Raw genomic sequence first — 13,337 nt, forward strand, 5'->3', positions numbered from 1 at the left:
AGGTTCGGGATGCGGCTTGGGATGCTCCACGTCATCTCTGCCGATCAGTACGTCAAAATACTTCATCAGGTCAAAATGCTCAAGCAGTTCACGTGAATACTGCGTGGTCTTCGTGGTCACGATACCCAGTCTTGCGTAGCCGTGTGCATACTCTATGGCTTCTTTTGCACGGGGGATCAGTGTGGTTTTTTTCGTATGTATGGTACGGTAGTGCTCTTTGTAGGCTTTCACATAGGCCATGGCCTCCTCTTCGGCCACACCAAGCGTTACAAAGATCACATCTAAAGGCAAACCTATCAGCGGTTTGATGCTCTCCGCAGGCGGCACTTCACCGCCACACGTTTGATAGGCTGTTGCAAAACTCTCCAGGATCGCTTCTGTTGAATCGATGATCGTACCGTCCAGATCAAAGATCAGTATCTTGCTTCTCAGTGTACCTTCTTTCATTTGATATATCGTATTTGAGGCCATTGTCTCTACCTTTTCATTAAAATTTTTAGACCTTCTGAAAAACCAGAGGCGCGTTTTATAAACCGCATCATACCCGTTAAAGATAAAACTTCAGGGTTACGGATATCTGCTTTACGGTCACTGACCGCTTTTTGTTTATTTTTTGGCGTCACATACGATGCTTGTTACAGGTAATACATGGGCTTACTTTTGAAATACCTCGTATCTGTATCGAACCATCGGGGTCTCTTCACGGTTCCCCCACTCCTTCATGGAAGCATCATAGAGCCTTACGTGTTTGTACCCCAGTACACCACTAAGTACAAAATAGTTGAAGGAGGTCTCAAGTCCGCCTGTACAGTAGACGATGACCTCATGCTCTTTGTCAAGATTGTACCCGTTCGCAAACAGTGTTTCCAGTTTTTCTGCATCTTTGAGCCTATAGTCATTCTCTACCGAATAGTTCCATGAGTAGCTCATCGCTCCCTTGATGTGACCGTCCCTGGCTACCGTATCTGTAGGTGTGACCCCAAGATATTTGTCACCCGGCCGTGCATCCAGCATAGGAAGTTTTCCTATATGGTTCTCTACGTAGTTTCTGTCCGCGATCAGTGCCGGACGGGTTTTTACCGTATAACTGCTTGCAGCCACTTTCGGTATACTGCTGTCAAGCGGAGCACCCGCCTTTACCCATGCCTGCTTGCCGCCGTCCAACAGTGCGACATTACCGACACCGTGATAGTTCAGTGCCCAGAAAATGTAACTTGCTTTGAGAAGATCTTTTGGTGTTTGGATATCCGCATAGAGCACCACTTCCGTAGAGGCATCGATCCCCAGTCTTTGGATCTCGTTCTGGATCTCCTGCGGGTCTCTGATAGTGACAAACGTATCCTTGTTGACCCTCCATTTATCTATCGTGGTATGGAGTGCACCTTTGATGTGCCCTGATCCATAACTTTGGGGAGTCGAGACCTCTACGATCCTGAGTTTTTTGTCATCGATATGCTGTTGAAGCCATGCAGTGTTGATCAGTGGTTCGATCGCAAAAGAGGCGACCGAAACCAAAAGAGAGACGAATAAAGTTTTCATACTGGACCTTTGTAGATAATTTTCTTTATTCTAAAGCAGTCCTACTTAAAGATAGATATTATTTGATGATAATCTTTTTCTTTTATTTTGTCTCTGTTCGTCAGTCCTATCCTTTTGGTTTGTTTCTTTGGGCCATTTTAATATGCACATGAATGATCTCCAGTGCGGCAGGTGTCACACCCGATATCTGTGAGGCGGCGAACAGGGTCGGCGGTGTGGCAAGTTCAAGTTTTTCAACGATCTCGTTGCTCAGTCCGGAAATATTTCTATAGACAAAACCTTCGGGGATCTTGATCTTCAGCATATCATCCATTTGCAGGATCTGCTGCTGCTGCTTCTCGATATAACGGCTGTACTTGGCTTCTACCAGGATCTGTTCGATCACCTCATCATCATATTTGTCAAACTCCGGCAGCAGTGTTACCAGTTTTTCCCTATTGAAATCTCCGCGGCCTATGACATCCATCAGATAGGTCTTTTCATTGATCTTGACAGCCCCTATCGACTCAAGCTTTGCCAGAAACTCTTTGTTCGGCGTTGCATGATGCGTTCTCAGGTAATCGAGTGCTTCTTCCAGGTTCGCTTTTTTCGCTTCGAACCGTGCGATATATGCCTCGTCCAAAAGCCCCAATTCTTTTCCGTAATGCGACAGTCTCATATCTGCATTGTCCTCACGAAGAAGCAGTCTGTACTCTGCACGGCTGGTGAACATACGGTAGGGCTCTTTGGTCCCTTTGGTCACCAGGTCGTCTATCAGAACCCCGATATAGGCTTCGTCACGTCTGAGGATGAAAGGTTCTTTGCCCTGTACGCTCAGTGCGGCATTGATCCCTGCCATAAGTCCCTGCGCGGCTGCTTCTTCATACCCTGTGGTTCCGTTCACCTGACCGGCGGTGTAGAGCCCTTTGATCTTCTTGGTCTCAAGCGTATGTTTCAGGTCCGTCGGCTGGATGTAGTCATACTCTATCGCATACCCGTAGCGGACGATTTTCGCATTTTCCATTCCTGCGACCGAACGGACCATCTCAAGCTGTACATCTATGGGAAGTGATGTACTCATACCGTTGATATAGTACTCCGTCTCATCGATCGTCTGGGGCTCGACGAATATCTGGTGTCTGGGCCTGTCCCTGAAACGGTTGATCTTGTCTTCGATACTCGGACAGTAACGCGGTCCGACCCCTTCTATCTGGCCAGAGAACATCGGTGCCCTGTAGAAATTGCTCTCAATGATCTCGTGGGTATCTTCATTGGTATAGGTCACATAACAGGGCAGCTGTGTAGGATGGAACGTTTTCTTGTCCGTCCTGAAAGAAAAAGGCGGCGGAGGGGTGTCTCCCGGCTGTACTTCCATCACGGAAAGATCTACCGACTTGGCATCGATACGCGCACAGGTCCCTGTTTTCAGACGGCCGATATTCAGCCCCAGGCCACGCAGATACTCCGCCAGTTCCACAGAGGCGAATTCCCCCTGTCTCCCGGCGGTCTGCGTTTTGTCACCTATGTGGATCAGGCCGTTAAGGAAGGTCCCCGCGGTGATGATCACTTTGGATGCTTTATAGATGTTGCCAAGCTGTGTCGTAACCCCTTGGACCTCGCCCTCTTCTATGACAAGCCCCTCTGCGATCTCCTGTTTGACATCAAGATTCTCCGTGTTCAGTACCACATTACGCATATAAATACGGTACTGATCCATATCTATCTGGGCACGGGTACCTCTCACTGCCGGTCCTTTGGAAGCGTTCAGGGTACGAAACTGTATCCCTGTTTTATCGGTACAGAGACCCATCTCGCCGCCCAGCGCATCTACTTCTCTCACCAGGTGTCCTTTGGCCAGTCCGCCTATGGCAGGGTTACAGGAAGAAGCCCCTATCTGTTCTGCTAATATGGTGATCATCAGTGTTTTGCTTCCCATACGCGCAGACGCCAAAGAGGCCTCTATCCCTGCATGTCCGCCACCGATGACTATGACATCATAATTCATACAAAAAACCTTATGCTATAATACTGAAATTATATCGAATTCTATTTTTTACAATGCGACTAGTCGCATCAGCCAACTGCTGAAGTTGACTCAGCGTCAGCGTAGTATTTTGGACTTGTTCAAAATACGTCCTATAATAGTTTTCGAATTATATCCAAATTATATAAGGGGCGATGCATCATGGTACCCACACTATTCACTATTGACTGCTCACTGCTCACTCAATCCAAAGGATTGTAATGTTTACAGGACTTATACGTGAAATCGCGACAGTAAAAAGCTATCAAAACAACATCTTGACCATTCAGTCAGAACATAAAGCAAAACTGGGAGATTCCATTGCCATCAACGGTGTCTGCCTGACGGTCATCAAAGTGCACAGTGACGGCTTTGACCTTGAACTGGCGGACGAAACACGTTCGATCATCGACGAAAGCAAGCTCTCCGGACAGGTACATATGGAACCGGCCATGAAGATGGACGACCGTTTTGAAGGGCATATCGTACAGGGGCATGTGGATTGTATCGGTACCGTTGTACGGATCACGCCCAGGGAAAATGCCACAGACTTCATTATCAAAGTGGAGAAGCAATACATTGCATACATCATCCCCAAAGGCTCCATTACGATAGACGGCATATCACTGACGGTCAATGAGGTCGGGGAAGATCATTTCAGGCTTACCATCATCCCTCACACGCTCAAAGAGACCCTGATGAAGCATTATAGAGTGGGGACCAAACTGAATATAGAGACCGATCTCTTTGCCAGATACATCGATCATATCCTGGCACACAGAAGCACTACAAACAGAAACGCGAAAAAAGGGTTGAGCTGGGAAGAGATCGACAGCCTGCAGATGACATACTGATGAATCTGTACGACACCGTTACACCACAAAGCGGTGAAACCTTCACCACGCTGCTGGCACATAAGAATATCAAGATCAACCGCATCGTAAGTTCAGAGAATGTGGAGGCAGCAGAGTACCTGCAGGAAGAGGATGAATGGCTGGTCCTGCTTGAAGGAAAAGCGACCCTGCTTCTGGCAGAGGAAGAAAGGACACTGACCAAGGGAGACACGCTTTTCATCCCCTCAAAGACACCCCACCGTGTGCTGGATACACAAAGGGGCACTCTCTGGCTAACCGTTCACATCTTTTAAATAGTCTGCATCTTTCAGACTGCGTGCCTGGGTATTGCGCAGTTTTTTCAGTTCCATATCTACATACTCCAGGGTATCGAGCTTTTTCAGGCTGGCGACCGTCGAATCGCGCACCAATTCGGCCCTGTGGATGAAAATATGAAAACCGTTCTCATACAGCCCCAGCCGGACTGCCGCTGCGGTAGAATAGGTCGTTAACACCGCATCCTCTTTGCTAATCTTTCTGATTGCTGCAAAATACTCTTTGGTCCAAAGCAGAGGGTTGTGGGCAGGGCTGAAGGCATCCTGATAGACAATGTCTACTTTCTCCTGGATGTTCGGGATACTTTTTCGTGCATCCCCGAGCAGTACCTCTATCTTGAACTGCCTGTCTTCGTAGCAGAGATCCTCGCTGAGCGCCTTGATAATAGGTCTGATGGTGTCAAACTCCGGAGGATAGTCAAAGGTCTCCAGCGAGCGGACCAGCCCTTCGTCAAACTCCGGAGAGAGTATGTGGACCTTTGTATCCAGCTGCTGCTGTTTGAGGTAGTAGAGTGTGGCAAAGGTATTGTACCCCAGCCCAAAGCATATATCCAAAATGGTCAGTTGCTGTTTTCCCTGGGTCAGTGCCAAAGCGGGCTTGACATGTTTCTCCAGGGACTCATGCAGGGCACCGTCCTTCGTAGAGTGGTAGGGTTCGTCGAACTCTACCGAAAAAAGCGTATTGGTGCCATCTGCACACCGCACCAGCGTTTTTTGTTCTCTTAACGACGCGTCGTAAGGCATCAGGGTCTTCAGAACTGACAGCAGAGAGACAAAGACATTATTTGTTTGCCTCTTTGAGCTGTTTCTTGGTCATTTTGAGTTTTTTGTTGTTCATCACACCGATACCCCTGTCCAGTACATTATGGGCAATGAGCTTTGCCTCGCCCAGGGAGTGCATCTTGTAGGTACCGCACTGGTATTTGTTGAGTTCGGGAATATCTTTCTTGCTCTCGACCTTGAGGACGTCCTTCATCGACTTCTTCCATGCTTTGGCGACCTCTTTGGCCTTGGGTGATCCGAGCAGGGACATATAGAAACCTGTACGGCATCCCATAGGGGAAATGTCTATGATCTCTACCGCTTCGCTGTTGAGATGGTCTCTCATAAAACCGGCGAACAGGTGCTCCAGGGTATGGATCCCTTTTTCCGGCAATGCCTCCTCGTTGGGAACACAAAAACGGAGGTCATATACAGTGATCGCGTCTCCGCACGGAGAACTCATCTTTTTGGCAACGCGTACCGCAGGTGCGGTCATCTTTGTATGGTCCACGGTGAAACTGTCTAATAGTGGCATAGGGTCTTCCTTCAAACTGTTTTTTTGATTATAGCGAGATTTGCTAATTTTTCAATCTTGCGTGATCGTAACGTACGTCTTCATCAGATAGATCGATCGCTTTCTCTTTCTTTATACAATAATTTCGGTGCTGAAGCAAGCAGTTTTTGTGTGTAGGGATGCTGGGGATCTTCCATCACCTCTTTCACCAAACCTTGTTCAACGATCTTGCCCTTTTTCATCACAGCCACCTCGTCTGCTATCCTGGGGACGATAGAGAGATCATGGGTGATAAACAGATACGAAACTCCTGATTCTTTCTGCAGTCTGGCAAGCAGGTCCAGGACCTGTGTCCGCACGGAAGCATCAAGCGCTGAAGTAGGTTCATCACAAATGATCAGTTCAGGTTCGACAGCCAATGCTCTTGCGATGCCTATACGTTGACGTTGTCCTCCCGAAAACTCATGCGGATAACGATGCATGTGGCCAGCTTCCAGATCTACCTTTAAAAGAAGGGCCTCGATATACCGATCCTGCTCTCTTCTGCTTTTTGGTCCTACCTCCAGACTTATCATGCCCTCTCTAATGATATTGGCTATGGTCATCCGGGGATTCAGCGAAGAAAAAGGATCCTGAAACACCACTTGTATCTTGCGTCTGTAAGGGCTTAAGGCTTTTTTGTCCAGTCCGACCAGATTTTGTTTCTGAAAGCGCACTTCTCCCTCTGTCTCGTCCAGTAGAGAGAGTATGGCTTTGCCGATGGTACTTTTGCCGCTTCCTGATTCCCCGACCAATGCCAGTGTCTTTCCCTTTGCAATAGAGAATGTGACATCATCGACCGCCCTGACATACCCTGTGGTTCTCTGAAAAAAACCTTTTTTGATCGGGAAATGTACCTTTAATCCTTCTACCTCGATCAGTGGTTCTGATACTTCTTCCGCCTGGCTGTATACTTTGGTAGACCGGGCATCTCCCAACAGGCGCTTCGAATAGGCATGTTGCGGATGCGTAAAAAAATCTTTACACGCCGCCTGCTCGACGATCTCTCCCTTTTTCATCACCGCGACCCTGTCAGCCATTTCTGAAACGACAGCCATATCATGGGTAATGAACAGAATGGAGAGGTCCCTTTGCTTGCATATCTTTTTTAATAACCCGAGTACTTGTGCCTGTATCGTGACATCCAACGCCGTTGTAGGCTCATCTGCTATCAGCAGGTCAGGTTCACAGGCAAGTGCAATAGCGATCATCACTCTTTGCTTTTGTCCGCCAGAGAGTTGATGCGGATACCAGTGGTAACGTTCTTCAGGATCTTCTAACGCCACTTCCCTGAACAATGAGAGTACCTTCTCTCTGATCTGCTCTTTTTTGAGCCCCAGATGCTGTTTAAGTACTTCTGCCACCTGCGAACCGACTGTCATCACCGGGTTCAGCGCGGACATGGGTTCCTGAAAGATCATCGCTACTGATCTGCCCCGCACTTTTTGCATCTGTGATTCCGGAAGCGTAAACAGGGCTCTCTCTTTTAAATGGATCTCTCCTGAACGCACCGCTATGGCTTCAGGCAGCAGCCGCATGATAGCCAGTGAGGTCAAAGACTTACCAGACCCGGACTCGCCGACCAGAGCAAAGATCTCTCCGCGCTGAATATCAAAACTGACACGGTCCAATACGATTTCGCTCCCCACACTCAGCGATAGCGCTTTCACGGTTAGGATACTGCTCATGCTTTATTCCTAGGGTCCAGTACCGTTTGGATACGGTCGGAAAACAAATTGGCGGCCAACACCAAAATGAACATGAATACAAATGCCGAAAAGAGCGACCACCACACCATCGGTTCTCTCGCCATCTCCAGTCTGGCCTGGTTGATCATATTCCCCCATGAGTGCATCGTCGGATCGACCCCTACACCCACATAGGAGAGTACCGCTTCGGCAAGTACCAGGCCGGAAAAGTCCAACACGACAGAAATAAGGATGATATGCATAAGATTTGGCACAATGTGACGACGGATAATAGTCAACTTGCTCACACCAAATGCTTTCGCTGCGGTGACGAACTCCATTTGCGAGAGCTTGAGCGTCTCGGCCCTGAGCAGTCTGCACAAACCTGTCCATGAAGTGATCCCCAGGATCAAGATAAGAAACAACAAACGCAGATCAGAACGTTCAAGGGTGGTTTCAACCCATGTCGGATGGGTATCCATCATCACCTGCATAGAGAGCACCCCCGCTGCGATCAGCAATACACCCGGGATCGAAGAGAGCGTAGTATAGAGATACTGGATCACATCATCTACCCAGCCGCCGAACAACCCCGCACTGACACCCAGGATCACCGCTACAGGCAACATGATCAGTGTGGTAAGTATCCCTATCAGGACCCCGGTACGAATGCTCTTGAAACTTTGATAGAGCACATCACCGCCCACTTTGTCTGTGCCCAGGACATGATACGAGTAGCTAAGCATATACAGCCAGGTAAAGGTAACGACCAAAAGGATAAATGTCGCATAAGCCGTACGCCATGGCAGATCACTTTCTCCCCGCCACGTCTCTTTCCATGCAAGCAGAAATCCTGATCTCTCTCTCCACCATATATGCAACACGACCAGTGACAGGCCCCATATCAAACCCATCCCCAATGCGAACAAAGATTCTTCCACAAGGTTATCTTCGGCAGCAACATGTTTTAATGGCAGATGAACCTGCCTGGTGATGCCGTTCTCATCTGCCACAATGGAACTTGCATACTCCACTGTTGCAAAAGGTGCAGAGTAGGTACGCTCTGTATTTCGGATATTATGTTCAAAGACAAGATCCAGAAGAGAGACCATTTCAGCCTCATACACTACCTCCTCACTCTTTTGTGCTTCAAGAGGAAGTGCCATGCGCAAATGTACAGAGTCAAGTAACGTAAACAACACATAGAACAAAAGTACCGTTGAAGAGGCCATCGCAATATGTGATCTAAAGATCGTATGCCATTGTTTCCTGATCTGAGGAGAACGCGAGATCACCCATGACCAGAGAAAAAGTACTATCACCAATGCCCATACCAGCATATCTGTCCAAAGTAATACCAGTTTCATGAGAGCTTCACCCGCGGATCAAAAAGTGTATAGGAGATGTCCGTCAGGATCAACCCCAGGATATAAAGGACCGAACCCAAAAAGACCATCGCTTTGACGATGGCAAAATCCTGTGCATGGATCGCATCGATCGTGTAGGAACCAAGTCCTGGGATACCGAAAAAGGACTCCATAATAAGACTTCCCATAAATAAGGATGGAATGATCACCACGACCCCTGTCAAAATAGGAAGCATACCGTTACGCAGCACATGTCCGAACAATACCTGGATTTCAGAGAGTCCTTTGGCCCTTGCGGTACGCACGTAATCCTGGTTGATCTGTTCCAAGAAGATACTCCTGTACCAGCGTACACCTGACCCTAACCCCGAGAACACACCTATCATCACAGGCAAGACAATGAACTTGATGCCATCCCATCCACTCTCATACCCGGAGATAGGCACCCAGTGCCAGATCTTGGAAAAAAGGACCTGTCCGGCAATGATATAAAAGAGTCCGGAGACGGACATGATCATCACGGCGATGACCATCATACTGGTATCTAGCACGGAACCTCTGAAAAGTACCAAAAGCAATGCCAGACTGATGTTGGTGATCAGTGCGATCACAAAGGTAGGCAAAGCAATAGAGAGACTCGGGATCATACGCTCTTTGATATCTGACCCTATATCTCGGTTGCTGTCCGAAAAACCGAAATCAAAGGTGAAAAGTTTGAGTGACTCCTGTACAAAAAGGGTGTCGGATAGCTGTCCAAGACCTTGGGCTTCGGTATTGACAAAAAGCGGTTTGTCATAGCCTCTCTCCTCTTTCCATGACTGTATGAGCTCGGGAGTTACCTGTTTGGCACCCAACTGTGCTCTTGCCATGTCATCCGGACTGTTGACCATAAAAAACAACATGAAGGTGATAAGGTTGACCCCTATCAGTATAGGTATCGCATACAGAATACGTCTGATGATATAGGCTAACATATACCCTCCTCTTGAAAGATCACTCTGTTTTGTCTGTTCCTGTAAATACGGCGAAGGGCAAATACCATCACCAACAGGAAGAGTGCCATGATAACCAACGGCATGACAGCAGGCTGATTCCACTTTTGTTGTTTTTCTACCCGCAACGCAGCATCAATACGTTTATACTTCAGTGTATTGATTGCCATGGCATGGGGAACCACATTACCGTACCATGCATGAGACAAGGCCAAAGATTTGGGATGGATACCCCATACCCAGGGTGCATCCTCTCTTAATATGTTTACCATTTGGCGTATGATCTCCATTCTCTCCGGCGTATTCTTCATCGTTTTCATTTTTTCAAAGAGTTTGTCAAACACCGGATTTTTATAATTGGAAGCGTTGATCCCCACACCATTGGTGTCGATAGCGGCATTTGCACCATAGAGCAAAAAGAGGAAGTTTTCAGGATCAGGATAATCTGCATTCCAGCCCCATGAAAAAAGTTGTGTCTTGCCTGTACGTACTTTATCCTGGAAACGGTTATAGTCCGTCGCACGTATCACAAGCTGTATACCCAAAGCATCGAACTGTTTACGATACCAGTCCACCACCGCTCTGTCATCAGGCCCCGTAGCCGTGGTATCATAGTAGAGTTTTAAAGGCTTTCCTGTTTTAGTTGAAATACCGTTTGGGTATCCTGCCTCTGCCAGAAGTTGTCTGGCGAACGCCAATGACTTTCGTACTCTCTTGCCGTCAACCCAGTCATAGACCACACTATTCGTACCCTTTTCCCCTTCCTCATATCCGAATATACCAGGAGGTATCACCCCTTGTGCTGCGATACCTCTTTCATTCATAAAGATAGAGATATACTCTTCCTGATCAATCGCGATACTGATCGCGTGTCTTAGTTTTCTTGCTGACGCTGTATACCCGCCGACAATGGGATCTGCCATATTGAATGCCATATAGTAAATGGAAGGTTCCACAGACTCTATCAGCGATATACCCTTTTTCTGCATCTCTTCACTGAGTCCCATCGTGCCCGATGAAGATATCTGTACCGCTTGGTCAAACGCTTCCGAGGTGATGCCTGATGCATCATAGTACCCCTGTAGGAATTTGTTCCATAAAGGGATGCTCTCTTTTTCCAGTGCATAAATGATCTCATCTATAAAGGGCAATTTCTTCCCTGCATCCTCATGGTCAGAACCGGGATATACCTCATCATGAAAATTGGGGTTCTTCACCAGACGCATCTGTTTATTCGGATTGTTCTCTGCCAAATAATAGGCTCCTGTCCCCACAGGATACCAATCGAGCGTCAGGTTTTTAGCCACTAGGCCTTGCTGCTGGTAAAAGACATCTGCTTCCCAGGGGATAGGTGCAAAAAAATTCATTGTCAGCCAATAGAGAAACTGCGGGTATTTCCCTTGTATCTCTATGACCAGGGTATGGTCATCTAAAACCTTTACCCCTGAAATATCGTACGCACGCAGATCAAGTACTTCTCCCTTTGCTCTCTTCTCTTTGGCTATCTTTGTTATGGTGTTCGAATAGGATCCTAACCCCACAATATATCTCTGCATAATGTCCAAAATAGGGGAATGGTTCTGCCTGACCCCCATGCGCTTTATCGCATAGGCATAATCTTCTGCCAGCAAATGACGTGTATCCTGCTTCGGAAAATCATCCAATGACTCTATCTTTTCAAGTTCTTCTTCGCTCAATGCAGCGTACAGGAGCTGCCCTTTTTCATCTTTGGCAAAAGCAGGATGGTTTTGGTACATGACATCGTTTCTAAGATCCAGACGGTATTCGCTGAATGCCACACTCTTATCGTTTTCATCCACTTCCTGTCTCTCTTTGTTCAGATAGCGTATCGTTGGCATTTGAGTGAGTGTCAGCGGTTCAAGCGCATAAGGTCGTTCAAGATAATGGTATTGCAGCGGGGGTTCATAGATCTGACCAATGAAAGCCCACTCATTGGAACTGTATGAGGCAACCGGGTCCAGTCTTTTAGGAGAGATCGGAAAAAAGGTGAAAAGCGTATTGGAGGCACTCTTTTCTTTGCTATGGGGATTATTCCAAACACCTGCTTGAAGAGATGATACGATCATTACGAATAAAAGGACCTTTATCATACCCGTCTGCATCTGTTTTATCTTCCCTTATAGTAGTGAACTTCTTCCAAATTATATCAGAGCTAAAATAGTAGCATACTTTAGCCATTTTACGCTAATTCAGACGTATGGGCACAATAAGATAGATGATCATGAGACTTAGGTTGCAATGTATGGATAAAAAGTGTGGTGTGTCTACGATGTAGTAGATCTTGCAAGAGAAAGGCTCTTGCAAAAAGTACCAAGGATGAACCTTGGGCAAAGCAGTCGAAGAGATCTCCAAAGGCAGGCTTTGGAAAAAGATCGACTATCTTTTTGAGAACTGAGGAGATCTTCTCGCTTTTTTCTTACCTGGTTTCTTTCTTTCAACGACTCTGGAGTCTCTTGTAAGAAGTCCCATAGGCTTAAGGATCGCTCTGAAAGATGGCTCATACTCTACAAGCGCTTTGGTGATACCATGCTTCAATGCATCCGCCTGAGCAGCATAACCGCCGCCAAGTGTCGTTGCTTTGATGTTCATAGACTCAAGCTGCTTAGTCGCTTCAAGTGGAAGTCTTACTTTCATTTTAAGCGTTTCATGTCCACCCAACCATTGGTCAAGTGTTTTACCGTTGATAAGCATTTCGCCGTTACCTGGCGTCAACCAGACTTTAGCGATCGCTGATTTTCTTTTTCCTGTTGCGTACATAGTTGCCATGCTTACGCTCCCTTATTGATTTGCGCAGTGTGTGGGTGTTCAGCACCTGCATATACTTTTAGCTTTTTAAGCATTGCTCTACCAAGTGTAGTCTTTGGAAGCATACCTCTCACAGCCAACTTGAAAAGTTTTTCTGTATGGTTTTCCAACATATCATCAAGTTTTTTACTTTTTGTAGAACCGAAATAACCACTGTGCGTAAAATACTCTTTATTTTCCAGTTTGTTTCCTGAGAACTTCGCTTTTTCAGCATTGATGATAACTACGTAGTCACCACAATCTACATTTGGCGTAAATGATGGTTTGTGTTTACCTCTAAGAAGTGTCGCCGCCTCGGTCAGGATACGACCAAAAGTTTTACCTTCTGCATCGATCAGAACCCAGTCACGTTGTACTTCAGCAGGTTTAAGAACTGATGTCAATTTCATGAATTTTCCTTGTTTAAATAGAACGATTTAATCTCTAAATCTTCTTTTGTG

14 protein-coding genes are annotated in these 13,337 nt (G+C 46.9%); 2 read left to right on the forward strand and 12 right to left on the reverse strand.

Going from position 1 to position 13,337, the window contains the following annotated elements; genetic code table 11:
* The 4 genes from VIM88_RS08150 to mnmG all read right to left on the reverse strand — a co-directional run.
* Positions 1-471: HAD family hydrolase (locus VIM88_RS08150; protein ID WP_331862398.1), on the reverse strand; the 471-nt coding region annotated here is incomplete at its 3' end.
* Between the two features lie 5 nt (positions 472-476).
* The gene (locus VIM88_RS08155; RefSeq protein ID WP_331862399.1) at positions 477-623 is read right to left on the reverse strand and encodes a hypothetical protein; all 147 of its coding nucleotides are present in this window, start codon (positions 621-623) and stop codon (positions 477-479) included.
* 31 nt (positions 624-654) lie between these two features.
* Positions 655-1,539: a sulfurtransferase gene (locus VIM88_RS08160; protein WP_331862400.1), complete on the reverse strand. Its 885-nt coding sequence runs from the start codon at positions 1,537-1,539 to the stop codon at positions 655-657.
* Between the two features lie 106 nt (positions 1,540-1,645).
* The gene (gene mnmG, locus VIM88_RS08165; protein WP_331862401.1) at positions 1,646-3,523 is read right to left on the reverse strand and encodes a tRNA uridine-5-carboxymethylaminomethyl(34) synthesis enzyme MnmG; all 1,878 of its coding nucleotides are present in this window, start codon (positions 3,521-3,523) and stop codon (positions 1,646-1,648) included.
* A gap of 239 nt (positions 3,524-3,762) precedes the next feature.
* On the opposite strand from mnmG, the gene ribE reads away from it, so the two are divergent.
* The gene (ribE, locus tag VIM88_RS08170) at positions 3,763-4,395 is read left to right on the forward strand and encodes a riboflavin synthase (RefSeq protein WP_331862402.1); all 633 of its coding nucleotides are present in this window, start codon (positions 3,763-3,765) and stop codon (positions 4,393-4,395) included.
* Complete coding sequence (locus VIM88_RS08175) at positions 4,395-4,688, forward strand: cupin domain-containing protein (protein ID WP_331862403.1); 294 nt, start codon at positions 4,395-4,397, stop codon at positions 4,686-4,688. The genes ribE and VIM88_RS08175 overlap by 1 nt, the downstream gene beginning before the upstream one ends.
* Here VIM88_RS08175 and VIM88_RS08180 read toward each other — a convergent pair.
* From VIM88_RS08180 to rplM, 8 genes are all read right to left on the reverse strand, one after another.
* Positions 4,668-5,453, reverse strand: coding sequence for a tRNA (5-methylaminomethyl-2-thiouridine)(34)-methyltransferase MnmD (locus VIM88_RS08180; protein WP_331862404.1), 786 nt, complete (start codon positions 5,451-5,453; stop codon positions 4,668-4,670). The genes VIM88_RS08175 and VIM88_RS08180 overlap by 21 nt on opposite strands.
* A 37-nt stretch (positions 5,454-5,490) precedes the next feature.
* A complete protein-coding gene (gene luxS / locus VIM88_RS08185) occupies positions 5,491-6,006 on the reverse strand; it encodes an S-ribosylhomocysteine lyase (protein WP_331862405.1) in 516 nt (171 codons plus the stop codon).
* An 83-nt stretch (positions 6,007-6,089) separates the two neighbouring features.
* Positions 6,090-7,712, reverse strand: a complete 1,623-nt coding sequence (locus tag VIM88_RS08190) for a dipeptide ABC transporter ATP-binding protein (RefSeq protein WP_331862406.1) — start codon at positions 7,710-7,712, stop codon at positions 6,090-6,092.
* Positions 7,709-9,079 (reverse strand): ABC transporter permease, encoded by a 1,371-nt coding sequence (locus VIM88_RS08195; protein WP_331862407.1) that lies wholly within the window; start codon positions 9,077-9,079, stop codon positions 7,709-7,711. Before VIM88_RS08195 ends, VIM88_RS08190 begins: the two co-directional genes overlap by 4 nt.
* Positions 9,076-10,053, reverse strand: a complete 978-nt coding sequence (locus tag VIM88_RS08200; protein ID WP_331862408.1) for an ABC transporter permease — start codon at positions 10,051-10,053, stop codon at positions 9,076-9,078. The genes VIM88_RS08195 and VIM88_RS08200 overlap by 4 nt, the downstream gene beginning before the upstream one ends.
* The gene (locus VIM88_RS08205; RefSeq protein ID WP_331862409.1) at positions 10,047-12,158 is read right to left on the reverse strand and encodes an ABC transporter substrate-binding protein; all 2,112 of its coding nucleotides are present in this window, start codon (positions 12,156-12,158) and stop codon (positions 10,047-10,049) included. Before VIM88_RS08205 ends, VIM88_RS08200 begins: the two co-directional genes overlap by 7 nt.
* Positions 12,159-12,468: 310 nt before the next feature.
* Positions 12,469-12,858 carry a 30S ribosomal protein S9 gene (gene rpsI / locus VIM88_RS08210; protein WP_331862410.1) on the reverse strand — a complete coding sequence of 130 codons (390 nt, stop codon included), beginning with the start codon at positions 12,856-12,858 and terminating at the stop codon, positions 12,469-12,471.
* A gap of 2 nt (positions 12,859-12,860) precedes the next feature.
* Positions 12,861-13,286: a 50S ribosomal protein L13 gene (gene rplM, locus VIM88_RS08215; protein WP_331862411.1), complete on the reverse strand. Its 426-nt coding sequence runs from the start codon at positions 13,284-13,286 to the stop codon at positions 12,861-12,863.
* Positions 13,287-13,337 lie beyond the last annotated feature (51 nt).

This window comes from Sulfurovum sp. (assembly GCF_036568385.1).
GTDB lineage: Bacteria > Campylobacterota > Campylobacteria > Campylobacterales > Sulfurovaceae > Sulfurovum.

Bases quoted from the DNA above. Each gene is read 5' to 3' on its own strand.
- ribE (WP_331862402.1), top strand. From the start codon at position 3,763: ATGTTTACAGGACTTATACGTGAAATCGCGACAGTAAAAAGCTATCAA.
- VIM88_RS08195 (WP_331862407.1), bottom strand. From the start codon at position 9,079: ATGAAACTGGTATTACTTTGGACAGATATGCTGGTATGGGCATTGGTG.
- mnmG (WP_331862401.1), bottom strand. From the start codon at position 3,523: ATGAATTATGATGTCATAGTCATCGGTGGCGGACATGCAGGGATAGAG.
- VIM88_RS08175 (WP_331862403.1), top strand. From the start codon at position 4,395: ATGAATCTGTACGACACCGTTACACCACAAAGCGGTGAAACCTTCACC.
- rpsI (WP_331862410.1), bottom strand. From the start codon at position 12,858: ATGGCAACTATGTACGCAACAGGAAAAAGAAAATCAGCGATCGCTAAA.
- VIM88_RS08190 (WP_331862406.1), bottom strand. From the start codon at position 7,712: ATGAGCAGTATCCTAACCGTGAAAGCGCTATCGCTGAGTGTGGGGAGC.
- rplM (WP_331862411.1), bottom strand. From the start codon at position 13,286: ATGAAATTGACATCAGTTCTTAAACCTGCTGAAGTACAACGTGACTGG.
- VIM88_RS08180 (WP_331862404.1), bottom strand. From the start codon at position 5,453: ATGCCTTACGACGCGTCGTTAAGAGAACAAAAAACGCTGGTGCGGTGT.
- VIM88_RS08205 (WP_331862409.1), bottom strand. From the start codon at position 12,158: ATGATCGTATCATCTCTTCAAGCAGGTGTTTGGAATAATCCCCATAGC.
- VIM88_RS08160 (WP_331862400.1), bottom strand. From the start codon at position 1,539: ATGAAAACTTTATTCGTCTCTCTTTTGGTTTCGGTCGCCTCTTTTGCG.
- VIM88_RS08200 (WP_331862408.1), bottom strand. From the start codon at position 10,053: ATGTTAGCCTATATCATCAGACGTATTCTGTATGCGATACCTATACTG.
- luxS (WP_331862405.1), bottom strand. From the start codon at position 6,006: ATGCCACTATTAGACAGTTTCACCGTGGACCATACAAAGATGACCGCA.